Genomic DNA, 23,294 nt, shown 5'->3' with positions numbered 1-23,294 from the left:
CGCTTTTTATTCCTGCCCATCCTGCTTACGCGCCTGCAATATGAGCGCCGACAATGCATTGCGGCAATCTGATGGCACCGTATTGCAGGAACTGTCCCAACTACTGCGTAATTGCCACTACGCGCACAGTTACCAATATCCGGCGGTCCAGGTCGGGTTGTTGGGGCACGATGTGTCTCAGGCGTTCAACGCGACCTGGGAGCATTTGCACCCCGATACCTACCTGAGCGTGGAGAACGGCATACGCCAACGGCGCATCTGCAAGTTCGAATATCGCCAACGTGAGCGCCAATGGACAACGCTGCAAGACTGCCATTTCTTTCAAGCCCAGGCTCACAACCCGCTGCTGGGCGGCGTCCAGCGCACCTACAGCCGCAGCGAGTCAACGTTTATCGAGTCTCCGGTCCTGCAAACCGTGCTCGCTGCCGACCTGGCGCTGATGGATCTGGCAGTCGGCCCGCGCGACTGGCTGGTGACCTGTCACCAGTTCCGCATCCTCTGCGACCGGCGTAATGCCGGCCTCGCCACACCCGAGGGCCGCCATCGCGATGGACACGATTTTGTCTTTCAACATCTGATTCAACGCCAGGGCGTCATTGGCGGTGAAAGTCGGATATTCAATGAAAGTGGCGACTGTGTATTCAAAGCAACTTTGACGGATTACATGGAAACAGCCGTATTGAATGACCGAATACTTCTGCACGAAGTTTCCCCACTGCAAACATCAAGCATTAATTCGAATCGCGGCAGCCGCGACATGTTGATAATCGATTTCGACCTGGCGGACTACTAATGAACTCTTTGACGCATGCACTTTCAGCCAGCCCACCCGGCGCACATGACTTTATTATTGAGCAATTCCAACAAGCCTGTGCTCGACGAGTTTCAACATTGTCGTTGACCGCCAACGAAAACATATTGTCCGAGACGGCGCGCACGCTCGGACAGAACCGTTTTTACGAGCGTTATTTATTCAACGCGCAAGCCATCGACGGTCAACGCTATGCCGCCCAATTCAATGGCATGCACGTTGAGCACTTCCCGGAAGTCGAAGCCTTGAAGACGCTGGCGACCCAGGCTGTGCAGGCAATGTTCAACGCTCCATTCGTCGAGTACCGGGTGCTGTCCGGCGTGCACTGTACGTTGAGCGTGCTGAGCGCGCTGACCGAGCCGGGCGATGCCATTCTGTCGCTTGCGCCGGAAAGCGGCGGGCATTTTGCGACCGGGCCACTGGTGCAGAAAATCGGCAGGCGCAGCGCATTTTTCACGCTGACGGCGGACGGACAGATCGATCTCGAAGCTGTCGATCAGACACTTCAGGCACTCGGTACAGCGCCGGCAGCCGTGCTGTTCGATCACGGCCTGACCACTCGGACAATCGCAATCGAGCCATTGCGTACGTTGCTGAACCGCCGTGGGTTGGAGCGGACACTGATTATTTACGATGCCTCGCACACCCTGGGCCTGATCGCCGGACAGGCCTTTCCCAACCCGCTTGACGAAGGCGCGGATATTCTTCAAGGCAATACCCACAAATCCCTGGCAGGTCCGCACCGGGCACTGATCGTCTGCCGAAGCGCCGACCTGGCCTGGCGAATCGAACAGACGCTCAGCAGCGGTCTGGTCTCTTCGCCCAACCTGCCCGGCCTGCTGCAATTGTTCGTCACCCTGGTGGAAACCCGGCACTACGGACAGGCCTATGCCCAGCGCATGTGCGCCAACACCCGCCAACTACATGATGCCCTGAAAGGCTTGCCGGGCTGGACGCTACACCCCACCGACACGCACTTGCTCTTGCTTGAAGGCCCCCTGGCGCGGCAAGCGGCGCAGGAACTCAATGAACTGGGCATCCGGGTCAACAACAAACAAGTCCATGGACGCGATTGCCTGCGCTTCGGCCTTCAGGAAATCACTCGCCTGGGGATCAGCAGCGAGGACCTGGATGCCTTGGCCCACATAATCCGCAATGTCTTGAGCGGCGGTGCGAACGGCGTGGATCGGATCCGTCTGTCGCACATTTGCCAGCGCCTGAACCGAATCCATTACAGCTTCGACCCGGAGGTTTGCCGATGAAAGCAAGCGCCTGCCTGATCATAGGCAACATTCGCGAAGGTGAGTACGAAGGCCTGATTGCCGAGGGCATTACTCCGCTGTTGATCGCCGACAGCCGTAAAACCAGCAAGATCGCTGACGCGACAAGAATTTCGCCGGTGGCACAGTACGATTTTTCCAGAGGGCTTTCGGCGGATCTGATCGGGTTGACGCAACGTCTGCTCGATGAACACGGGTTCACCAGCGTGCTGAATTTCCGCGAAGGCTATGTTGCTGTCACAGCCCGCCTGTGCGCGGCGCTGCCAGCACTGGCTCACTTGCATCGCAACGTGGAAAACACACTGGACAAGGCGTTGCAGCGCCAACACTTCCAGCAGTCGGACAACCCTGACCTGCACGTGTTGTCCCGTGAAGTACGAATCGACGACCTGCTGGCACACTCCGATGAACTGCCCTACCCGTTTATTCTGAAACCCGCGAACCTCTACAGCAGCCTGTTCGTTCGCTGCATCCACACTCACCACGATCTGCTCGACTATGCTCGCCACGAATGGCCGGCGCTGCAGCGTTATGTGGCCGGTAAAAGCCGCGAAACCGAGCAGTTGCTGTTGGAGGAGTTCCTCCAGGGCTCCAACCACTCCATCGACTGCGCAATTGCTGCGGATGGCTCGATCCACAGTTTTCCGATTGTCGACGTGATTGCCGGTGTCGATATCGGGCGTGGTGACTTCCACCATTTCGCCCGCTACACGCCATCGCTGCTGGAACCCGATGCCGGCCTGAAAGAACGCTGCCACCGACTGGCCCATGACGCCGTCAAGGCACTGGGACTCAGAGGCACGTTTGCCCATGTCGAGTTCATTCTCACCGCCAGCGGACCGAAGATTCTCGAAGTCGGCGCGCGCCCCGGCGGCAGCCGGATTCACGTGATTCGCCAAGCCTGGGGCTTGCACCTGGACGTCTGCTACCACCGGACACTGTCCGCTGAAATGCAGCCTCTTTGCGGCCGTCCCCCCGTTGCGTTCGGCATTGCCACACCGTTCGCCCGCACCGACCGGTTCTATGACGGACTACACCACGCCGAGCGCATCGAACGCCTTGCGGGATTCCAGCGCCGGTATGCCTACGTCAACCCGGGCGATGCCATCGGACCGGTCAGCAACGGTTTCCAGAACTACCTGTACATCGAGTTCAAGCAACCCGATACCGCCAGCCTGCGCGAATCCTTGCTGGCCGTCGCCGACATCGATGTCTACGGCGAAGTCCCCGTCGCGACGAGCATCCGTCACATTCTGCTCATCGGCGGCCGCGATTCGGGAATGGACTGGGATACACAAAGGCAGTTTCGCTTTACCCTCGTCCAACAGCCTGGTGACCTGTCTGACTATCAGCGCAAGCACGCAACACCGGTACTGACGCCGGACATCGCAGAACTGGACACTTACAGCGAAACCATCGAGCGACTGCACCGTCAGCACCCGTTCGATGCCGTGGTGTCATTTTCGGAACTGGGCCTGTTGCCGGCATCCCGGCTGGGCGAACAACTGGGCATCGCCCACAACAGCCTGGGCAGTGTCGAAGTCAGCCGCGACAAGCTGCTGTTTCGTCAATTGTTGCAAGGCAGCCGCTACGAATTGCCGGCCGCCGCCGTCAACAGTCGCGAGGAGGTTCGTGCCTTCGTGCTCCGTCATGGCCCGGCCATTGTCAAACCCGTCAACGGCTCCGGTAGCCAAGGCGTCTACGCCATCGACCGGCCAGAGGATGTCGCGCAACTGCCGCTTGAGGGCCGCAATCTGATCGAGGCCTTCGCCACCGGCGAGGAATACAGTGTCGAATCCTTGAGCCTGGATGGCCGGCACCAGATTCTCGGCATCACCCGCAAACACACCAGCGGTGCGCCGGGGTATGTCGAAACCGGCCACGATTTTCCCGCCGGGCTCGATGATGACAGCCGCGTGCAAATCGAAGAAGCCGTGCTGTGGCTGCTCGAACGCATGGGCAACCGCTGGGGCCCGGCTCACACCGAGATCAAGCTCGACGGTTCACGCCTGCACTTCATCGAGACCCAGACTCGCTTCGGCGGCGACCAGATATGGGAAATGGTCTGGAAAACCACCGGCGTGCATCTGGCAGCCAGCACCATCGCCGCAATGACGGGCTCTGCACTGCCGGAAATCGAGAAACCCTACGTGAAAATGGCGATTCGCTACATTGAAGCGGACCACACCACCGACCCGAAACCGCTGCAGGGGCGTCTGCTGCAACAGCCGTTTGCGCTGCGCGCGATCCTCAACCATGACAAGTTCGGCCGGCCCATCCGCCGTTCTGCAGACCGTCACGGCTACGTGCTGCTGGGGTGTAGCGACGCGGACGACCAGGCAGCCTTCAACGCTGCGATTTCCCACCCACGGTTCACTACCCAAGGACAGGCGCAATGACCACGAATGAAACGCTGTACCGTATCGATGGCCCGATCAGCCAGGATTTTCCGCTGATCTCCTTCTCCACCAATGTCTACGACAACCCGGCGGATATCTTCGGCTCAATCACCGATCTGGCCCGACATTTCAAGGCCGTGGAGTTCGAAATCGGCGAAGACGCCGAACAGGTCTTCTGGTCACTCAGCGCCGAGGAACGTGTCAATCTGGCCCGGCAGATCCGCCGTTTCACTGAGCACAATGGCATCACCCTGACCGTGCATGCCGGCTGGTGGGGACGCCAGTACAACCTGTGCTCCCCGGATCTGGCCGAACGCGCCCAGGCGGTCGACTGCCTGAGCGCCGCCGTGGATTTTTCCCGTGAGGCGGGTGCCACCAGCGTCACCTTCCACCCCGGCTATAAGGATCAGCTGGAAAATGGCGTGTTGCTGGACAACCTGATCGACGCGATCAATCAGGTCAGCACACGCTGCAACACCGATGGCATTGCCCTGTGCCTGGAAAACATGGGCGGACAGCGACCGAAGTTTCCGGTATTCACGGTCGAGGAACACCTGCGCTTCCACCAGGAAACCGGATGCTTCGTGACCATCGACGTGACGCACCTGTGTTCGCTGCTGCCGTATGGCGAAAGCCTGTTCGAAGCCATCGCCGGTCTGGCGCCGATCACTCGGCACCTGCACATTGCCGATCTCAACGATACCCACCACCAGCATCTGCCGATCGGCGAAGGCAACCTGCGCCTGAGCGATGTGCTCAATCGTTTCGCGGTCAACGGCTATCGCGGGGTCGCGGTGGTGGAAGAGTTCATTCCGCGCTTCTCCACCGAGTACTACCTGGAGAAGGCCCTGGCCTACAAGAAAGGGGTCGAGGAACTGCTCGCCGGCACGCGGCAAAGCACCCATGCCGGTTGATTCCGCGCTGGCAAAACCGGCGTCGCACAACGAGATTGCGACCGGCATTCGCGATGCGCTGCCGTTCGTGTTCTCGCTGTTGCTGACTTTCACCCTGATCGGCATGCTCGGGCGCCGCCATGGCCTGGACTTGCCGGCCATGGTGGTGTTCAGCGGCACGGTGATGGCCTCGCCATTGCAACTGACGCTGCTGGAAACGCCCGCGCATCTGCTGAACGCCTTTGGTGTGCTGGTCTCTGCGCTGAGCATCAACCTGCGCTTTCTGGTTTTCACGCTGAGCCTGAAATCCAGCCTTGAAGGGCCGATCAAGGCGTTCGTTCCGGCGCTGGCGGTGATGGCCAATGCTGCATTCACGCTTATGTCGATCCGCAAGGAACAGCAGCCGATCAGTCGAGCGTACGCCAACACCGTGTGCTTTTTGCTGTATGCCGCCGCCCTGCTGGGCACCATCGCCGGCTATTGCTTTGCGAGCCTGGCCGACAACGCCGTGATGGATCACGTCAGCGTGGTGATCGCCGTCTTCATCAGCGCCTCGCTTGGCAAGATGGCCCGCGAGCGTCACAGCTTCCACGCGCAATGGATCGCCGGCCTGGCCACCGCCGCCAGCTTGCTTTGGCTGGGCGAAGTGAGCCTGCTGCTGGTCCTGGCAGTCACAGTCCTGACGAGTTATGTCTATGACCGAACCTAGTACTTTCTGGTTGTATGTGCTGATCTGCGCGCTGGTGTCCGCGATTTGCCGGCTGCTGCCGTTGGCGGTCGATGTCGAGCGGCTGTCCGGCGGTGCCCGCAGCTTCATCGGTCGCCTCGGCAAGTACACGTCGGTGGCGATGCTGGTCAGCCTGCTGGCGGGGTCACTCCTTCCGCTGACCAAGCAGCACGCCGCTGCAATGCAGTGGATTGTGCCGGTAACGCTGGCCTGGCTGCTGAGCCTGACGCCAATCAAGTCCTATTACGCGTTTCTGATCGCCTTGGCGGTGTACGTGGCACTCGCGACGCTTTAGCGCCGTCGATTGACGCGAATCCCCCGCCCATGGTCTCCTACACAACTTGTTACGGGTGCCCTTCACAGGGTGAAACGGGAAACCGGTGAATCATGTGCTTTACTCTAAAGCCATGTCAGTCCGGTGCTGCCCCCGCAACGGTAAGCGAGCGAAGCGTCAGATCCACTGTGCCAATGGCATGGGAAGGTGACGCTTGCAGGTCGGCCTGACGCCAGCCCCTCGTGAGCCCGGAGACCGGCCCGCAACACACAGTGCGCATCCTGCGTTACTGAACATAACAAACCCGCGGTGGGCGGGCGCTGTTCGAACCTCTGCGTGCCTGACTCGCAGGGATTTTCATGCGCTCTGTTCACCCGCTGACACTCCAGAGGGAAGCGCCATGTCGATCATCAGCAGCACCGGCAGCAATTCGGACAAGATCTCCAGCACCACTACCCTGAGCCAACGCCTGACCGCCGCCGTCTGCGCGTCGATCCTGGGTGCGTGCCTCGTGTATTTCGCCGGTTTCTCGCACATCGAAGCGGTACACAACGCCGCCCACGATACCCGTCACAGCGCCGCGTTCCCGTGCCACTGAGACCTGACGACATGATCAAGCGTATTGCGCAGACCGCAGGTTTCACCGGCCTTCTGGCCGCCCTGCTCCTGACGTTGCTGCAAAGCTTCTGGGTTTCGCCACTGATTCTGCAGGCCGAAACCTTCGAGAAAGCCGAACCGGTGGTCGAGGTTCACGAACACGCCGCCGGCACCGCCGCCCACACTCACGATGCCGAAGCCTGGGAGCCGGAAGACGGCTGGCAGCGCGTGCTGTCCACAACCGGCGGCAATCTGGTGGTTGCCGTGGGCTTTGCCCTGATGCTGGCGGGCTTGTACACCCTGCGGGCGCCGACCAAAACTTCCCAAGGTTTGCTCTGGGGCCTGGCCGGTTACGCGACCTTCGTGCTCGCCCCGACCATGGGTCTGCCGCCCGAGCTGCCGGGCACCGCCGCTGCCGACCTGGCCTCGCGTCAGATGTGGTGGATCGGCACTGCCGCCTCCACCGCTGTCGGTCTGGCCTTGATCGCGTTCAGCCGCAACTGGCTGATGAAGATCCTCGGCGTAGCGATCCTTGCCGTGCCGCATGTAATCGGCGCGCCGCAACCGCAAGTGCATTCGATGCTCGCACCGGAAGCTCTGGAAGCGCAGTTCAAAATCGCTTCGCAGTTGACCAACGTCGCGTTCTGGCTGGCCCTGGGCCTGATCAGCGCCTGGTTGTTCCGCCGCAAAAGCGAAGGCCAGTACCACGCATGACCGATGACAGCGCAGCGCCGACCTTCGTGGTCGGCCTGGGCTGCCAGCGCGGCTGCCCGGCCAGCACGCTGCGCGCATTGCTTGATCAGGCGCTACAGGCGCATCGAATTGATCTTGAGAAGGTCAGGGCGCTGGCCAGCATCGACCTCAAGCGCGATGAACCCGGCCTGCAGGAACTCGCCGCACAACTGGCGCTGCCGTTGCTGTATTTCAGCAGCGAAGAGCTGGCCTGTTATCAGCAACGCTTGAGTCATCATTCACAAATCGCCTTCGAACGCACCGGTTGCTACGGCGTGGCGGAAAGTGCCGCCCTGGCACTCGCCGAACAGTTGATCAGTGGCCCGGCAAAACTGCTGATTTCCAGGCAAAAGTACGCGCAGGCAACTCTGGCATTGGCCGGCGCTGCGTAAATTCCCGATAATTCCTGCTTTCGATCATGAGCATTCTTCATCTGAAGGGCTTGTGAAGCACTGCACTGCCCTTTTCTACAGGATCCAGCGATGACCGTTTACTTCATCGGCGCCGGCCCCGGCGACCCGGAATTGATCACCGTCAAAGGCCAGCGGCTGATCCGCAGTTGCCCGGTGATCATCTACGCAGGTTCGCTGGTGCCGACGGCGGTGCTGGACGGGCATTGCGCTGAAACCGTGGTCAACAGCGCCGAGCTGCACCTGGAACAGATCATCGACCTGATCAAGACCGCCCACGCCAAGGGCCAGGACGTCGCGCGGGTACATTCGGGCGATCCGAGTCTGTATGGCGCCATTGGCGAGCAGATCCGTTATTTGCGCGAGCTGGATATTCCGTTCGAGATCATTCCCGGCGTGACCGCCACGGCTGCGTGCGCCGCGCTGCTGGGCGCTGAACTGACCCTGCCGGACATCTCACAAAGCGTGATTCTGACCCGTTACGCGGACAAGACCGCGATGCCCGCCGGTGAAGAACTCGGCAATCTGGCGCAGCACCGGGCGACCATGGCGATTCATCTGGGGGTCAATCATCTGGAGAAGATTCTGGCTGAGTTGCTCCCGCATTACGGCGCGGACTGCCCGATCGCGGTGATTCACCGGGCGACGTGGCCGGATCAGGATTGGGCGGTCGGGACGCTGGAGGACATTGCCGCGAAGGTGGCGGCGAAGGGGTTTCGGCGTACGGCGTTGATTCTGGTTGGGCGGGTGTTGGGTAGCGATCACTTTGGTGAGTCATCGCTTTATCGCGCGGGGCATGCGCACCTTTATCGACCATGAATGGGATGCGGAGCGTCCCGGGCTGCATTCCAACGCAGAGCGTGGGAACGATCAAATTTCACGCAAAAAAAACGGCGCTCACGGGGCGCCGTTTTTCATGCCGCAGCGAACGCCTTAGTAGTAGGCGTTTTCTTTCTGCGTGTGGTCGGTCACGTCGCGAACGCCCTTGAGCTCCGGAATGCGCTCGAGCAAGGTGCGCTCGATGCCTTCCTTCAGGGTCACGTCCGCCTGGCCGCAGCCTTGGCAACCGCCGCCGAACTGCAATACGGCAATGCCGTCTTCAACCACATCGATCAGGCTGACCTGACCGCCGTGGCTCGCCAGCCCCGGGTTGATTTCGGTTTGCAGGTAATAGTTGATGCGCTCGTTGATCGGGCTGTCGGCGTTGACCATCGGGACTTTGGCGTTTGGCGCCTTGATGGTCAGTTGGCCGCCCATGCGGTCGGTGGCGTAGTCGACGACGGCATCATCGAGAAACGCTTCGCTGAACGAGTCAATGTAAGCGGTGAAGCTTTTCAGCCCCAGCGCCGTGTCTTCAGGTTTTTCTTCGCCCGGCTTGCAGTAGGCAATACACGTTTCGGCGTATTGGGTGCCAGGCTGGGTGATGAAAACGCGGATGCCGATGCCCGGAGTGTTCTGCTTGGAGAGCAGATCGGCCAGGTAATCATGGGCGGCGTCGGTAATGGTAATAGCGGTCATGGAGACTCCTCGCAGGCTTGAGGCGGAGTTTACGCCAATCGGCGCGCGGCACAAAGTCCTAGTATTTACGTAGGAATAGTTCGCAAATCGGCTAAGCGCCACGTTCGCCGTCGATCCGAGCTTTAAGCCACTGATAACTGCGCTTTTCCACCCATTCGTAGCTCAGCCACGAACCGATAGCAATGGCCAGTGCGCAGGCGCCAAACATCAAATACGGGTTGATCCCATAGCGCCGGGCCAGATACCCGCCGGCCGACAGCACCAGCACGTGCATCAGGTACACCGAGTACGAACAGTCGCCCAGCAATTTGAGCAACCTGTTGCGCTCGACATGTCGCTCCAGCGCAATGCTGGCCATGACCAGCACGGCACTGGGCACGCCCCAGTTGAGCAATCGGGGTTCCGGTGGCAGGTGATAGATCGCCAGCAACGCCGCGCCGATCCCCAGTAACGGCAGCCAGAGCGCCGGCCCGATCCAGCCGCGGCGGTAAAGCATGCCGAGGCCGATCCCCAGCAGGAACTCATAAACGATGTCCGAGCGATAAAACTCGCTGACCCAGCCAAACCCGGTCCAGGCCTGGCACACCGCAAACAGCAGCGCCGCGACCACCAGCAAGCGCACTTGCAGCCGGAACAACAGCGCCCAGGCGAACAACACGTAGAACAGCATTTCGTAATTCAGGGTCCAGCCGACGTTCAGGGTCGGGTAGATCCCGTAGCCACCGGGGTTTTCGGTCGGGATAAACAGCAGCGACAACAGCAAATGGCTCCAGTCCACTGTCTGATCCGGCAGCAATGGCCGGGCGAACACCACCAGCAACGCCATCAGGACGGTGTAGAGCCAATACGCCGGCACAATCCGAAACAGTCGATACAGCAGAAACCGCGTCGGCGGCAACGCCTTGCCTTCGGTGGACAGGAAAATCACCAGCCCGCTGATCACGAAAAAGATATCGACGCCCACCGCGCCCTTGTCGATGAACAGCTGCCCTATCGGCCCGCGCGCCTTGAAGTCGAAGAAAATCTGCATGAAGTGATGGCAGACCACTGCCCACGCGGCGAGCGCTCGCAGGGCCTGCACTGAAATCAACATCGATGGCGCTCCCGATTCCGTACATCACAGGATTGGGACAACCGCCATCGTTCAAACGATCAAAGATTCTCGTACCGGTTCATATCCAGCACGCCCTCTTCCACCGGATCGGTTTCGTGGATGTACTGGCTCAAATCATGGAAATAGAACCAGAACTGCGGATGGCTGCGGCGGATGCCCCAGCGTTCGACGATTTTCTCGAATTGCGGCGCATCCTTCGCGTTTTCCATGGCATCGACAAACGCCGGCACCTGATCCGCCGGGATGTTGAACATGAAGTTCGGGTAGCTGCTAAGTACACCCGGATAGATCGTCAGCGTATCCAGCCCCGGTTGATAGCGCAGCGATTCACCGAGCAGGAACGCCACGTTGCTGTGGGCACGATTGCGCAGCAGGCTGTAGACCTCGCGTTTGCCGCTGCGGGTTTCAACCCGAAGCATGGTCGCTTCCGGCAATTGATCGATCACTTTCAAGCCAGCCGCCGGGCGTGAAGTCAGGCGGCTCAGCGCCTGTTCGGCGTTTTGCAGGGCCGGGTCGATGTTCGGACGCGAGCAATAGGCGTCTGCGCAGCGGTTGATCGGATCCGGATGCGCGTTGAGGTCGCCATAGCGCGCCAGCAATTGCATGGCGAAATCGTGTTTCGGGTCTTTCTCGTCGAGCTTCAGCGCGGTCGGGTTGTCGTCATCGATGGCTTCGTAATCGAGCCACATCTTGAACTGGCCGCTGCTCTGGTACCAATCGTCGAGGTAGCCCTCGCGAGAATCGGCAGGCATCAGACGCAGGAAGTTCTGCTCGGCGCCGTTGCGGATCAGGTCGAAATACAAGCGGGTTTGCGCCTGATGGGAGACGTTGCCGAACACATCGAAATTCACCGCCAACTGGTAATAGGTGCGCTCCAGCAGCGGATAGTCGAACAGCCACATCGTCTGCGGCACTTCGCCGATCAGGCCCTTGGTCACCGAGGCGCTGTCGAAGTGACGGAAGATGCTGAGCAAGGCGTTGTCGTTGCCGGCCCACAGGGTCGACCAGCTCGGCGCCGGCAGGTCGGCGTAGCTGTCACGGCGCAGGGCTTCGTATTTGTTTCGCTTGTTGCGGTAGTTGTGCCACAGGCTCAGCACGCTGCCGACATCGTCGTTCTGCCCCGGCATGGCCAGCAACGGCGTGGCCTGGCCGCGATAGTTCGGGTCGGTGATGTACAGGTCGTGTTCCGGCGCCTGGAACAGCGCCCAGAAGTTGTCGCGGATCACGTCGGTTGCGATCTGCCCGCGGCATACCGGGCCGCGAATGAATGTACGCACGAAGTATTCGGCGTTATCGAGCATGAACTGATAGCGCGCCTGCGCCGGAATCGCCTCAAAGGTCGCGAACGGGTTGGCCCGGCTCTGCGGTCCGTAGCCCGGCAAGGCATTGACCTGCCAGTGGCCGTTGTAGAACAGGCTTTTGACCCGCGCCATCTTCGCCGCGCTCAGCGGATAAGTGATGTGGGTCTTGTGCACGATCACGCCCTGCACCGGCCACAGGCGGTAGTAAACCTGGGTCCCCGGATCGTCGTTCGGGCGACGCGTGGCGATCAGATCGATCGGCTTCCCCGTCGGTGTGCGCGAACGCACCCACTGGAAGTAATGCCCCGGCTCGCCGTCCTTGAAATAGATATGCGCCAGGAACCAGTGCTCGAACAGCCAGCGCCCGACCAGGCTTTCCCGCGCGCCGGGCTGGTTAAGCAGGTTTTCCCACTGAACGATCTGCAACGCCTCTTTGGCGCTCGGCGCCAGGCCTTGCTCATCGATCGGCGCACCGGACGCCAACCAACGTTGCAACGTTTGATATTGCTGATCGGTCAGGCCGGTCACCGCCAGCGGCATGCCCTCTTTCGGATGGGCGCTGGCATAACCGTCGAACTCGGCGGGCATCGCGCACAGGTTTTCGCGATTGAGCCCCAGCACGATGTCTTCCGGCAGTTTGGCGTTGGGCGTCAGCGGCGTTTTGTGCCCCAGCTCCAGCATGCGCGCCATCAGCGCGGCCTGACTGCCTTGAGCATCGAGTACGGAATAGAAATCTTTCTGCTGCCAGGCACGTTTGCCAAAGGCGTCATAGAACAGCCGCGTGGTCGGTGCCGCCTGGGTGCGTTCGCCATCATAGACCGGCATCTTGCTCGCACCACGGGCAGCGCCCTCGCCGCTGCCCAGATTGAGCTGGCAGGCGGAGTCGTAGCACGCATGGCAGGCCACGCACTTCTCGGTGAAGATCGGCTGGATATCGCGAGTGTAAGAAATAGCGGGAGAAACCGCAGGATTTTGCGCCGCCGCGCCAAAGCTTAAAAACAGCAATGCAATGCTGATGACGCGGTACGACATGTCCCTGATCCTGATCCAGAAGAAAAACGCCGCGATTCTACCGTTATGACGACCGTACCAACATGAGCGATATTCATGCAAAAGCGCCACATGCTCTAAAACCGCACAGGTTTGTTATGATCCCGGCCCTTCGTCATGGTCTTTTTCCGAGTAGTCCCAATGTCCGATCGCAGCGTTCGCCTTCAAGCTCTCAAGCAAGCTCTCAAAGAGCGCATCCTGATTCTCGACGGCGGCATGGGCACGATGATCCAGAGTTACAAGCTCGAAGAACAGGATTATCGCGGCAAACGCTTCGCCGACTGGCCGAGCGACGTCAAGGGCAACAACGACCTGTTGGTACTGACCCGCCCGGACGTGATAGGTGGCATCGAAAAAGCCTACCTGGATGCCGGCGCCGACATCCTCGAAACCAACACCTTCAACGCCACCCGGATTTCCATGGCCGACTACGGCATGGAAGAACTGGTCTACGAACTCAACGTAGAAGGCGCCCGGCTGGCGCGCAAGGTCGCCGATGCGAAAACCCTCGAGACGCCAGACAAGCCGCGTTTCGTCGCCGGCGTGCTCGGTCCTACCAGTCGCACCTGCTCACTGTCACCGGACGTCAACAACCCGGGCTATCGCAACGTCACCTTCGATGAGTTGGTGGAGAACTACACCGAAGCCACCAAGGGTCTGATCGAGGGCGGCGCCGACCTGATCCTGATCGAAACCATCTTCGACACCCTGAACGCCAAGGCTGCGATCTTCGCCGTGCAAGGCGTGTTCGAAGAACTGGGCTTCGAGTTGCCGATCATGATTTCCGGTACCATCACCGATGCCTCCGGCCGTACCCTGTCGGGCCAGACCACCGAAGCGTTCTGGAACTCCGTGGCCCACGCCAAACCGATTTCGGTGGGCCTGAACTGCGCCCTCGGCGCCCGCGAGCTGCGTCCGTACCTGGAAGAGCTGTCGGACAAGGCCAGCACCCACGTATCCGCCCACCCGAACGCCGGCCTGCCGAACGAATTCGGCGAGTACGACGAGCTGCCGGCGGACACTGCCAAGGTCATCGAAGAATTCGCCCAAAGCGGTTTCCTCAACATCGTCGGCGGTTGCTGCGGCACCACACCGGGCCACATCGAAGCCATCGCCAAAGCCGTCGCCGGCTACGCGCCACGGCAGATTCCCGACATTCCCAAGGCTTGCCGCCTGTCGGGTCTGGAACCGTTCACGATCGATCGCAGCTCGCTGTTCGTCAACGTCGGCGAGCGGACCAACATCACCGGTTCCGCGAAATTCGCCCGCCTGATCCGCGAGGACAACTACACCGAAGCCCTGGAAGTCGCCCTGCAGCAGGTCGAGGCCGGCGCCCAGGTGATCGACATCAACATGGACGAAGGGATGCTCGATTCGAAGAAGGCCATGGTGACCTTCCTCAATCTGATTGCCGGCGAACCGGACATCTCCCGCGTACCGATCATGATCGACTCCTCGAAATGGGACGTGATCGAAGCCGGCCTCAAATGCATTCAAGGCAAGGGCATCGTCAACTCGATCAGCATGAAAGAAGGCGTCGAGCAGTTCATCCACCACGCCAAGCTGTGCAAACGCTACGGCGCGGCAGTTGTAGTGATGGCGTTCGACGAAGCCGGCCAGGCCGACACCGAAGCGCGCAAGAAAGAAATCTGCAAACGTTCCTACGACATTCTGGTCAACGAAGTCGGCTTCCCGCCGGAAGACATCATCTTCGACCCGAACATCTTCGCCGTGGCCACCGGCATCGAAGAACACAACAACTACGCTGTGGATTTCATCAACGCCTGTGCCTACATCCGTGACGAACTGCCGTATGCCCTGAGCTCCGGCGGCGTGTCCAACGTGTCGTTCTCGTTCCGCGGCAACAACCCGGTGCGCGAGGCGATTCACTCGGTGTTCCTGCTGTACGCGATCCGCGCCGGCCTGACCATGGGCATCGTCAACGCCGGTCAGCTGGAGATCTACGACCAGATCCCGCAGGAACTGCGCGACGCCGTCGAAGACGTGATCCTCAACCGCACGCCTGAAGGCACCGATGCCCTCCTCGCCATCGCCGACAAGTACAAGGGCGACGGCAGCGTCAAGGAAGCCGAAACCGAAGAATGGCGCGGCTGGGACGTCAACAAGCGTCTGGAGCATGCGCTGGTCAAAGGCATCACCACCCACATCGTTGAAGACACCGAAGAGTCCCGCCAGTCCTTCGCCCGCCCGATCGAAGTGATCGAGGGCCCGTTGATGGCGGGGATGAACATCGTCGGCGACCTGTTCGGCGCCGGCAAAATGTTCCTGCCGCAGGTGGTGAAGTCCGCCCGCGTGATGAAACAGGCCGTGGCCCACTTGATCCCGTTCATCGAGCTGGAAAAAGGCGACAAGCCGGAAGCCAAGGGCAAGATCCTGATGGCCACGGTAAAAGGCGACGTGCACGACATCGGCAAGAACATCGTCGGCGTGGTGCTGGGTTGCAACGGCTATGACATTGTCGACCTCGGCGTGATGGTGCCGGCCGAGAAGATCCTGCAGGTAGCCCGCGAAGAAAAATGCGACATCATCGGCCTGTCCGGCCTGATCACCCCGTCGCTGGACGAAATGGTCCACGTGGCCCGCGAGATGCAGCGTCAGGACTTCCACCTGCCGTTGATGATCGGCGGCGCGACCACTTCCAAGGCGCACACGGCGGTGAAGATCGAGCCCAAGTACAGCAATGACGCGGTGGTCTACGTGACCGACGCCTCCCGCGCCGTGGGCGTGGCGACGCAGTTGCTGTCCAAGGAACTGAAAGCCGGTTTCGTCGAGAAGACCCGCGAAGAGTACATCGACGTCCGCGAGCGCACCGCCAACCGCAGTGCCCGCACCGAGCGCCTGAGCTACGCGGCCGCGATCGCCAAGAAGCCGCAGTTCGACTGGGCCACGTACACTCCGGTCAAACCGACCTTCACCGGCACCCGCGTGCTGGACAACATCGACCTCAACGTACTGGCCGAATACATCGACTGGACGCCGTTCTTCATCTCGTGGGACCTGGCCGGCAAATTCCCGCGCATCCTTGAAGACGAAGTGGTCGGCGAAGCGGCGACCTCGCTGTACAAGGACGCCCGCGAGATGCTCACCAAGCTGATCGACGAAAAGCTGATCAGCGCCCGTGCGGTATTCGGCTTCTGGCCGGCCAATCAGGTGCATGACGACGATATCGAGCTGTACGGCGATGACGGCAAGCCCATGGCCCGCCTGCATCACCTGCGTCAGCAGATCATCAAGACCGACGGCAAGCCGAACTTCTCGCTGGCCGACTTCGTCGCGCCGAAGGACAGCGAGGTGACCGACTATGTCGGTGGTTTCATCACCACCGCCGGGATCGGCGCCGAAGAAGTGGCCAAGGCATATCAGGACGCTGGCGACGATTACAACTCGATCATGGTCAAGGCACTTGCAGACCGTCTGGCCGAGGCCTGCGCCGAATGGCTGCACCAGCAGGTGCGTAAGGAGCATTGGGGTTACGCCAAGGATGAAGCCCTCGACAACGAGGCGCTGATCAAAGAACAGTACTCAGGCATTCGTCCTGCACCGGGCTACCCGGCGTGCCCGGATCACACCGAAAAAGCCACGCTGTTCGCCCTGCTCGACCCCGAGGCGCAGGAAATGCGCGCTGGCCGCAGCGGCGTGTTCCTCACCGAGCACTACGCGATGTTCCCGGCGGCAGCGGTCAGCGGCTGGTACTTTGCCCATCCGCAGGCGCAGTACTTCGCCGTGGGCAAGATCGACAAGGATCAGGTCCAGAGCTACACCTCGCGCAAGGGCCAGGAACTGAGCCTGACCGAGCGCTGGCTGGCGCCGAACCTGGGTTACGACAACTGAACAATCAGTGCTGATCAGCCCCTCCGGAAGAGGAGGAACCACCGGGTTCCTCCCAGTCCGTGTCTGCCATCCACTGTTCAAGCGTCTCCCGGGTAATGCCCAGTGCCGACTGGTAGCCCGTACGATCAAAATAGTCACGGATCCGTTGCAGACTGGCAGTCGACAGTGAGCGATAGTTTCCGGATAAACGGGTGTCGAGCAGCAGCTCGTCATGATTGCCGTCTAAGAGCTGCTCCGGAATATCCCTGATCGAATTGCCCAACAATCTCAGTGTGCGCAAGTGTTCGGCCTGTAAAACTTGTGCCGGCCATTCCCTCAGGTCGTTACCGCTCAAATGCAGCGCTTCGAGCCAGGGCGGGATCGCTTCGTTGAAGTAGCGGATCCGGTTGTGGTTCAACTCCAGCAGTTCCAACCCCTCAAGAGACGCTGCACTGAAGGCTCTGAAATGGTTGAGGTTCAGGCGCAAGCGCTTGAGATGGTTCAGCGAACCTAATAATTGCTCGGCTGCATGAGCGTCATGCAACCGATTGGCGGACAAATCCAGTTGCTCCAGTCGCTCCATATCGCCAATGGCTTGCGGCAGGTCTCGCAGCGCGTTGGCGGCCAGATCCAGGGTTTCCACTTGATTGAATGACGTGAGAAACCCTTGCAGCCCCTGCTCGCTCAGCTCCAGCCCCCTGAGGTTCAGACCCTTTACATGAGGAAAGGCTTCCGGCAGGTCGGGCAACGCCCCCACTCCGGGAATACCCTCCAGATCCAGCACATAGTCGGTTACGCCGGCCTCGCCAAACAGGCCCATTTGCCAGCACTCCATGATTCTGTGCGCCGCCTGCGCCCGGCCTTTCGAGGAAATCCGCGGCTGCCTGAAACGCATCTCGACACTGCGTCGCACGAAGATCCAGCCATTGAGCTCGCGCGTCAGCGCTTCGAACCGTTGGTTCCAGTCATTGATACGAGCATTGACTTGCGCGTCGGTAGCCCCGAAGCGTAGGTACTCGACCACGTCAATCGCGTCCTCCTCCGACAGACCGGGAATCACCCGCTGCAAGCGGCTGATGAAGGAAGAAAGACTTTCTTCGGCAGGCGGCGCCGGTGGCAACTGCAACAACCGCGATGCCACACGGGATCCGGTCTCCATGGGTTGCGCGCTCCTGTCGGGCAGGGGTTCAGCGGCAAATCTCGCCAGCGCTCCCTCCGGCAGCCCCAGCGTCGACTCGACCCGGGACCGGGCCGCCTGCAGCTGAATTTGTGTGTCTGGCCCAAGGGGAGCACCCGTCAGAAGCATGTTGATCAGCAGGTCATCACGGGCCAGAGCCTGCGGAGGCAGCGAGGTAACGCGGGTGTTTCGCAAATCCAGCCAGCGCAACGCCTGAAGGTCCTCGGCGCCCCATGGCCACTGCTGCAACTGCGTGCCTTCAAGGCTCAGCGCCTTCAAGTTCGGCATGCTCGACATATCCAACCTGTAAATCGGATTGCCGGACAGGTCGAGTTCGACCAGTCTGGCGCGGATATCCGTCGGGATCGGGTTGGTTGTCAGCGCACAGTCACTGAGGTCGAGATATCGAACCTCGGGAAAAGCGCGGAGGAAATTGCGGATCTGACCTGTTTCCGACCGACGCGATTGCACAAGCAGGGACTTGACGTGGGGAAAGCTCGCCGACAGCGACGGCAGCGGATCATCGCAGACCCAGACAAATTGGTCGTAGCCGCGATTGCTCGCAGCCAAGGGGGCTTCACGCCAGCAGCGTTTCAAGTCATGCGCGGCTCTCAAACGTTCTTCAAGGCCGGGGCCGGGGGCCGCCCAGTGATCGAGGGTCGATTCAAGGCGTTCCCATTCCTGAGCACGCTCGTTGAGCCACTGCATGATCTGAACATCACTTTGCCCCTCTCGCATCGCTCGCAGCACAACTCCGTTGGCCTGTCTGAAATCCAGATTTGGATAGAGTTCCAGCACTTGCACCGCGAGTGAAGTGTTGATCCCCGGGCGCCCCAGCGCGCCCTCGCCACTGGCGAGATACCCAAATCGACGATTCTTGAGGCGTATCGGAGGTTGGTACGTACGGTTGCTCGGACTTGAGAGGGCCACGGCCGTACGAACCTGCTCAGGATGCGCCGTTGCATAGTCGATGATTGCCCGCTGCAAGCGAGCGCTGCTTTCACTTCCAGACAGCCCCAGAGCTTGACTGGCTTCCTGTGGCAAGGCGCGCATGAGCGAGGGAAAAAAGGTATCGAGCTGGCCGTTCTGCGTCCATCCATGGTCACTGAATGCCTGAAACAGCGGCCCTTGCTTGACCACGCACACCCGGTTCGTGACCGACTGGCCGCCAATCGCCTCCAGCAACGGCCCGTGAATGTGTGAATCACGAAGTTCAAGCCGCACATCGTCCGGCCAGCCCGGCAACTTTTCGAGTAATCGCAAGGCCAGCCGGCAGCTGTCGATGGAGGGATGCTCTTGATGCAGGCCGGCATAGGTTCGGGCCGCCCTTCCCTGTCCGGCGTACCAGCGTGCCTCCTCCAGCAGGCGGCGCGGCACTGAAGTCGACGTTTGCAAAGCCGCCAGTGATTCTGCATCTGCATGGGCAAGAACTTCCCGGCCAGCGTTTTCACCGAGACCCGGACATACCCGTTGCAGTTTGAGGAGCCGTGCATCCGGTGTGGCGGTTTGACGTTGCGCGTCGAACAGTTGCAACGCATCGGCCAGTTCAGGCGGTGGCGGCAGGTTGTCCACGTGCATTCTGCGCAAGCTGTCGTCACTGACTGCGCCTATGTCGGCGATGGCCAGCAATTGTTCGTCGGTCAGCATTTCGGTGCTGTGACCGATCCGGCGCAAAAGTGTCAAGCGATCCCAGGACAACGGGCGCTCCAGCGTGGATCGCCAGGCGCCGGCACCGTTGTGGCTCAGTATCGGCTGATAGGCATCAGGATCACGGGGATGCCTGATACGCCAGCGCAGGGATGCCCTGTCCCAGTTCTTTTCGTAGACCCGGCCCTGCAACCGGATCCAGGCTCGTTCCTGTGCAATGAATTGGCCCTGAGCATTAGGCCCGCCCTGGGGAAGCTGTTCAACAGGGCTTTCATAGACCGTCAGATCCGGGTTCCACAACCGTGTTTGACCGTCAGCCAATGTGACTGGCCGCAGTTTTTCTATGACCGGCGCAGCCGTGGCCGGCTTGAGGCGGGACAGGACTTTACCGGCGCCAGCGAGCAAACCGAACAGAGCCAGGTTCTCCGCAACATCGATCAGGTGCGCCTTGGCGGCCCTGCGATCGCCTTCGCTCCACTCGATGACGCCTTCAATGGATTCCTCCAGCAACTGGCCAACCATCACCGCCGTCATGATCTCACCCAGCACCGGTACAAAACCCGCTGCGGTGGTCAACACCAGCATGCCGATGTTCAGTAATGTCGCGAGTTTCCTGCTGCGTACCTTTTCGTCGACATCTGCCGTGGGCACAGCGTGACTGCGGGCATCGGTAATGGTCCGCTCACTGTGCCGTTCAAAGAGATAGTTCCACAGATCGACATTTTCAGAGGTGGGATTATCGCCCTCCCGTGGAATCACGGTGGGGGCCAGAAAAGGGTCATCCTCGGGGGACTTTGTCTCCACGGTGGGAGGCCTGTTATTAATGCGCCAGAGGCCCCCGAAAGGATTGAGGAGTGCGATGGCATCAGCGGAAAAATGAGCCGTGGACGATGAGTCGTGCAAGAAACGGCTGAAATAGTCCCCACGATCGGCATACGCCACGAAACGACTGAAAAACCGCTGATAGGCCGTCGGCACCGTATCCTCAGACGACAAGCCGTCGCGTTCGGTGAATCTTCGTTTGAACATCGCCTCCATTTGTCTGCGGGTATAACGCTTCAACGGGTGGTAAGGGTCATGGGGAATGTAGAGCAGTAGATCATCGGTATAACGCTCGTCTTCACTGATCGAAAAACAGACGCAGCCTGTCATTCGATGCTTCATCAGGCTCAGATCGTGAAACCAGACGTTCTTGCGGCCCAGACGCGGATGAAGGTCTCCATCGATGACCGACAGGATCATCGTGTAATCCTCGGGTTCGATGTCCCCACAGGACAACGCGTACTGCGCAGCAGCGTGCAGATCGGCTTTGGCAGCGCCGATGAATGTCTCACGCAGTGCCGTTGCGGCCTGCGCATCTTTGGAATCAAAAAAATTCTTGAGATAGGCCTGATACTTCGCACCGATATCCAGCGAACGGCATAAAGCCATGAATCGAGTCACGGTCATCGGCGTTGTCAGGGGCAGCAACTCTCCGGGTTTCCTCCGTTCGACCAGAAAACCGGAAGAACGGTGAAAGGCCCCCGGTTCGCATTCCGAGTCTTCGAAGTTATGCAGGGCCGCCTGCAGTAACGAAAGTGTGGAGACTTCATAAACCCCCACTTCAATCGAGAAAATACCGGCCTCGACAGCTTTGTTCAGGCGCAGATAGATCGTTTTGACATCCATTTCGATGCCGAACTCGTCTCGTAACGCTTCAATCAGCAGAGGCTCGGCAAACGTGTCGATGTCCTGCAGGGATGACAGTTGTCTGTCCAGCCGGGACTGGGCGACAAAGCTGGCGGTAAACCCGTCATTCAGGGCTCGACGCTGCGCCCGGGTGGCTTGCCGATAGCCAGGCGGCAGCGTCGCACGGGCGCTTTTGAGTTCTGCGCGGCGCTGCGCGGTGGCGTCCGTCAACCAATCGGGAATGGCCTGTTCGAGAAAGGCACCGTGGATGCTCTGTGAGGCGGCTGGCTTCATTCCGGTAGCCGGGATCGATGACATAACGCTTCTCCTGTGAAAGTGAAGCATCAGCACACCATTTCGAAGGCGGCCAGCCGTGGTAGATAGTTATGTCGGCGTCAGCGAGGGGTTTCCAATGGTTTCTCGCGCAGCCAGCCGATTGACTATGCTCAATAGGCACACTTTAAGACGAGGGATGTATGGACGATCCAGTCGACAACAAGCCACCGACCTTCTGGCAGATGCTGCACAGCGTCATGGCAGCGGCGTTCGGGGTGCAGAGCGGCAAGAACCGGGCAAGGGACTTCACCCATGGAAAGCCCAGCCACTTCATCTTCCTGGGCATCGCGTTCACGGCGGTGTTCGCCCTGACGCTGTTCGGCATCGTGCAACTGGTGGTGCATCTGGCGGGCGTCTGATCTGCGTCAGTGCATCAGGGTCTGCAGGTTGAACGGATAGCGATACGAAACCGGACGGCCCTTCGCCGACAGTTTGCGAAAGTGCACGCCGTAGTCTGGCGAGGCGCCCATGGCAAGAATTCGGCGGGCATGATCCCTGTCGATCAGTTGCAACAAAGGAATCTGCCGGTCACGACCGCCATATTGATTCAGATCGACGCCTTGCGCGTGATCGTGCAACTCGACAAGCGCCCAGCCGCCCAGAGTGAAATGGCCGCCGAGCAAAGCGCTCAAGCGCCCATCCACTAACGCCTGCAAAGCTTTGGCCGAGGTATTGACCGCGCTGAACAATACGTCCTTGCCCGGTACTTTGCCGGCCTCGGAAACGGCGCGCATCGCACCGAAGGCCATTTCATCGTTGGCCGCCCACACTAACGAAACGTCGGGATAGCGGACCAGCAACTGTCTGGCCTGCTCGTAGGCCCGTTGCTGCGTCCAGCCACCGTAGACCAGTTGTCGCAAACGCACCTGAGGGTGCTCGGCCAGCGCCCGCTGCATGCCCTTTTCGCGCAGTTGCGCCGAAGGGGTGATTTTCAGACCGGAAAAGGCCAGCAAATCAATGCTTTCACCGGGCGCCACGGGTGGATGCAAGCGAATCAGCTCCTTCATCATCAGATAGCCGCCCTCTTCATCGTTGGGCACCAGGCTGCCGATATGATCAGCACGATCTGCCATCAGCGCCTTCTGGCTGGGCGTGAGTGCCGAGTTGACAATAAAGAGCTTCACGCCGCTGCCATTGGCCATGCGCAGGATCTGCGGCGCCACGTACTGTTCGTTGACGAACACCAGATAGTCCGGGCGATCTGGCCCTTGCAGGGCCAGGCGCGCCTGGGCCAGGGTCAGTTCGGGATTGCGCTGGGCGTAAAGGATGCGCAAGTCCACACCCAGATCCCGGGCAGCGGCCTGCATGAACTGCGAGTAGCTGAGCCAGAACGTTTCCTGAGTCGAGCCCGGATTCAGGAACAGCACCGACTCCGCACGCGCGCAGGTAGCGAAAACCGCGCCGAACAGGAGCAGGCTGATGTGGAGAAGCTTGAACATGAAACATCCGGGCCCAGGGAAAAATGGCCGCGCATTATAGCCATTGATCGCCTGACCTTTGGCGCTTGATCCCGCCTTTTGTCCGACAAT

The 23,294-nt window shown here is 60.3% G+C and carries 17 protein-coding genes and 1 riboswitch; of the genes, 12 read left to right on the top strand and 5 right to left on the bottom strand.

The genetic code is table 11. The features are described 5' to 3' along the window. The first annotated feature begins 40 nt into the window (after positions 1–40). From MKZ87_RS01865 to cobM, 10 genes are all read left to right on the top strand, one after another. A complete protein-coding gene (locus MKZ87_RS01865) occupies positions 41–793 on the top strand; it encodes a 2OG-Fe dioxygenase family protein (protein WP_085695936.1) in 753 nt (250 codons plus the stop codon). Continuing rightward, a complete protein-coding gene (locus MKZ87_RS01860; protein ID WP_266200154.1) occupies positions 793–2,073 on the top strand; it encodes a hypothetical protein in 1,281 nt (426 codons plus the stop codon). The genes MKZ87_RS01865 and MKZ87_RS01860 overlap by 1 nt, the downstream gene beginning before the upstream one ends. Further along, on the top strand, positions 2,070–4,490 hold the full coding sequence (locus tag MKZ87_RS01855) for an ATP-grasp domain-containing protein (protein ID WP_266200153.1): 2,421 nt from the start codon (positions 2,070–2,072) through the stop codon (positions 4,488–4,490). The genes MKZ87_RS01860 and MKZ87_RS01855 overlap by 4 nt, the downstream gene beginning before the upstream one ends. Then, positions 4,487–5,404 carry a sugar phosphate isomerase/epimerase family protein gene (locus MKZ87_RS01850; RefSeq protein WP_085695933.1) on the top strand — a complete coding sequence of 306 codons (918 nt, stop codon included), beginning with the start codon at positions 4,487–4,489 and terminating at the stop codon, positions 5,402–5,404. Before MKZ87_RS01855 ends, MKZ87_RS01850 begins: the two co-directional genes overlap by 4 nt. Then, positions 5,394–6,092: an AzlC family ABC transporter permease gene (locus MKZ87_RS01845; protein ID WP_170929675.1), complete on the top strand. Its 699-nt coding sequence runs from the start codon at positions 5,394–5,396 to the stop codon at positions 6,090–6,092. Before MKZ87_RS01850 ends, MKZ87_RS01845 begins: the two co-directional genes overlap by 11 nt. Then, the gene (locus tag MKZ87_RS01840; RefSeq protein ID WP_085695931.1) at positions 6,079–6,405 is read left to right on the top strand and encodes a hypothetical protein; all 327 of its coding nucleotides are present in this window, start codon (positions 6,079–6,081) and stop codon (positions 6,403–6,405) included. Before MKZ87_RS01845 ends, MKZ87_RS01840 begins: the two co-directional genes overlap by 14 nt. 36 nt (positions 6,406–6,441) lie before the next feature. Beyond that, positions 6,442–6,663, top strand: a riboswitch (cobalamin riboswitch). A gap of 121 nt (positions 6,664–6,784) precedes the next feature. Beyond that, positions 6,785–6,982, top strand: a complete 198-nt coding sequence (locus tag MKZ87_RS01835; protein WP_007959524.1) for a CbtB domain-containing protein — start codon at positions 6,785–6,787, stop codon at positions 6,980–6,982. Positions 6,983–6,993: 11 nt separating this feature from the next. Continuing rightward, entirely contained in the window at positions 6,994–7,695 is a 702-nt protein-coding gene (locus tag MKZ87_RS01830; protein WP_085701895.1) for a CbtA family protein, read from the top strand. After that, positions 7,692–8,105 carry a cobalamin biosynthesis protein gene (locus MKZ87_RS01825; protein ID WP_085701894.1) on the top strand — a complete coding sequence of 138 codons (414 nt, stop codon included), beginning with the start codon at positions 7,692–7,694 and terminating at the stop codon, positions 8,103–8,105. Before MKZ87_RS01830 ends, MKZ87_RS01825 begins: the two co-directional genes overlap by 4 nt. Positions 8,106–8,195: 90 nt before the next feature. Continuing rightward, complete coding sequence (gene cobM, locus MKZ87_RS01820) at positions 8,196–8,942, top strand: precorrin-4 C(11)-methyltransferase (RefSeq protein ID WP_266200152.1); 747 nt, start codon at positions 8,196–8,198, stop codon at positions 8,940–8,942. Positions 8,943–9,056: 114 nt separating this feature from the next. On the opposite strand, the gene nfuA is transcribed toward cobM, so the two are convergent. From nfuA to MKZ87_RS01805, 3 genes are all read right to left on the bottom strand, one after another. After that, positions 9,057–9,641, bottom strand: coding sequence for a Fe-S biogenesis protein NfuA (gene nfuA / locus MKZ87_RS01815; protein ID WP_007959519.1), 585 nt, complete (start codon positions 9,639–9,641; stop codon positions 9,057–9,059). A gap of 91 nt (positions 9,642–9,732) precedes the next feature. Next, positions 9,733–10,734, bottom strand: coding sequence for an acyltransferase family protein (locus MKZ87_RS01810; protein WP_266200151.1), 1,002 nt, complete (start codon positions 10,732–10,734; stop codon positions 9,733–9,735). 59 nt (positions 10,735–10,793) lie between these two features. Beyond that, on the bottom strand, positions 10,794–13,088 hold the full coding sequence (locus MKZ87_RS01805; RefSeq protein WP_266200150.1) for a fatty acid cis/trans isomerase: 2,295 nt from the start codon (positions 13,086–13,088) through the stop codon (positions 10,794–10,796). Positions 13,089–13,247: 159 nt separating this feature from the next. On the opposite strand from MKZ87_RS01805, the gene metH reads away from it, so the two are divergent. Continuing rightward, positions 13,248–16,958 (top strand): methionine synthase, encoded by a 3,711-nt coding sequence (metH, locus tag MKZ87_RS01800; RefSeq protein ID WP_266200149.1) that lies wholly within the window; start codon positions 13,248–13,250, stop codon positions 16,956–16,958. 4 nt (positions 16,959–16,962) lie between these two features. Here the strand turns inward: metH and MKZ87_RS01795 are convergent, their stop codons facing one another. Next, positions 16,963–21,747: a dermonecrotic toxin domain-containing protein gene (locus MKZ87_RS01795; RefSeq protein WP_266200148.1), complete on the bottom strand. Its 4,785-nt coding sequence runs from the start codon at positions 21,745–21,747 to the stop codon at positions 16,963–16,965. A 158-nt stretch (positions 21,748–21,905) separates the two neighbouring features. On the opposite strand from MKZ87_RS01795, the gene MKZ87_RS01790 reads away from it, so the two are divergent. Then, positions 21,906–22,124: a DUF2970 domain-containing protein gene (locus tag MKZ87_RS01790; RefSeq protein ID WP_007959515.1), complete on the top strand. Its 219-nt coding sequence runs from the start codon at positions 21,906–21,908 to the stop codon at positions 22,122–22,124. 6 nt (positions 22,125–22,130) lie between these two features. On the opposite strand, the gene MKZ87_RS01785 is transcribed toward MKZ87_RS01790, so the two are convergent. Beyond that, positions 22,131–23,204: an ABC transporter substrate-binding protein gene (locus MKZ87_RS01785; protein ID WP_266200147.1), complete on the bottom strand. Its 1,074-nt coding sequence runs from the start codon at positions 23,202–23,204 to the stop codon at positions 22,131–22,133. Positions 23,205–23,294 lie beyond the last annotated feature (90 nt).

The sequence above is a fragment of the Pseudomonas sp. MCal1 genome (genome assembly GCF_026341415.1).
GTDB lineage: Bacteria > Pseudomonadota > Gammaproteobacteria > Pseudomonadales > Pseudomonadaceae > Aquipseudomonas.
Note: the sequence above shows the minus strand (reverse complement) of the source record. Positions and strands in the feature narration are given on the sequence as shown.

Excerpts from the sequence above, each read along its gene's own strand:
- MKZ87_RS01810 (WP_266200151.1), bottom strand. The coding sequence starts at position 10,734 with ATGTTGATTTCAGTGCAGGCCCTGCGAGCGCTCGCCGCGTGGGCAGTG.
- MKZ87_RS01865 (WP_085695936.1), top strand. The coding sequence starts at position 41 with ATGAGCGCCGACAATGCATTGCGGCAATCTGATGGCACCGTATTGCAG.
- MKZ87_RS01835 (WP_007959524.1), top strand. The coding sequence starts at position 6,785 with ATGTCGATCATCAGCAGCACCGGCAGCAATTCGGACAAGATCTCCAGC.
- MKZ87_RS01840 (WP_085695931.1), top strand. The coding sequence starts at position 6,079 with ATGACCGAACCTAGTACTTTCTGGTTGTATGTGCTGATCTGCGCGCTG.
- MKZ87_RS01830 (WP_085701895.1), top strand. The coding sequence starts at position 6,994 with ATGATCAAGCGTATTGCGCAGACCGCAGGTTTCACCGGCCTTCTGGCC.
- metH (WP_266200149.1), top strand. The coding sequence starts at position 13,248 with ATGTCCGATCGCAGCGTTCGCCTTCAAGCTCTCAAGCAAGCTCTCAAA.
- MKZ87_RS01850 (WP_085695933.1), top strand. The coding sequence starts at position 4,487 with ATGACCACGAATGAAACGCTGTACCGTATCGATGGCCCGATCAGCCAG.
- MKZ87_RS01825 (WP_085701894.1), top strand. The coding sequence starts at position 7,692 with ATGACCGATGACAGCGCAGCGCCGACCTTCGTGGTCGGCCTGGGCTGC.
- MKZ87_RS01805 (WP_266200150.1), bottom strand. The coding sequence starts at position 13,088 with ATGTCGTACCGCGTCATCAGCATTGCATTGCTGTTTTTAAGCTTTGGC.
- MKZ87_RS01855 (WP_266200153.1), top strand. The coding sequence starts at position 2,070 with ATGAAAGCAAGCGCCTGCCTGATCATAGGCAACATTCGCGAAGGTGAG.
- MKZ87_RS01845 (WP_170929675.1), top strand. The coding sequence starts at position 5,394 with ATGCCGGTTGATTCCGCGCTGGCAAAACCGGCGTCGCACAACGAGATT.
- nfuA (WP_007959519.1), bottom strand. The coding sequence starts at position 9,641 with ATGACCGCTATTACCATTACCGACGCCGCCCATGATTACCTGGCCGAT.
- MKZ87_RS01785 (WP_266200147.1), bottom strand. The coding sequence starts at position 23,204 with ATGTTCAAGCTTCTCCACATCAGCCTGCTCCTGTTCGGCGCGGTTTTC.
- MKZ87_RS01795 (WP_266200148.1), bottom strand. The coding sequence starts at position 21,747 with ATGTCATCGATCCCGGCTACCGGAATGAAGCCAGCCGCCTCACAGAGC.
- cobM (WP_266200152.1), top strand. The coding sequence starts at position 8,196 with ATGACCGTTTACTTCATCGGCGCCGGCCCCGGCGACCCGGAATTGATC.
- MKZ87_RS01860 (WP_266200154.1), top strand. The coding sequence starts at position 793 with ATGAACTCTTTGACGCATGCACTTTCAGCCAGCCCACCCGGCGCACAT.
- MKZ87_RS01790 (WP_007959515.1), top strand. The coding sequence starts at position 21,906 with ATGGACGATCCAGTCGACAACAAGCCACCGACCTTCTGGCAGATGCTG.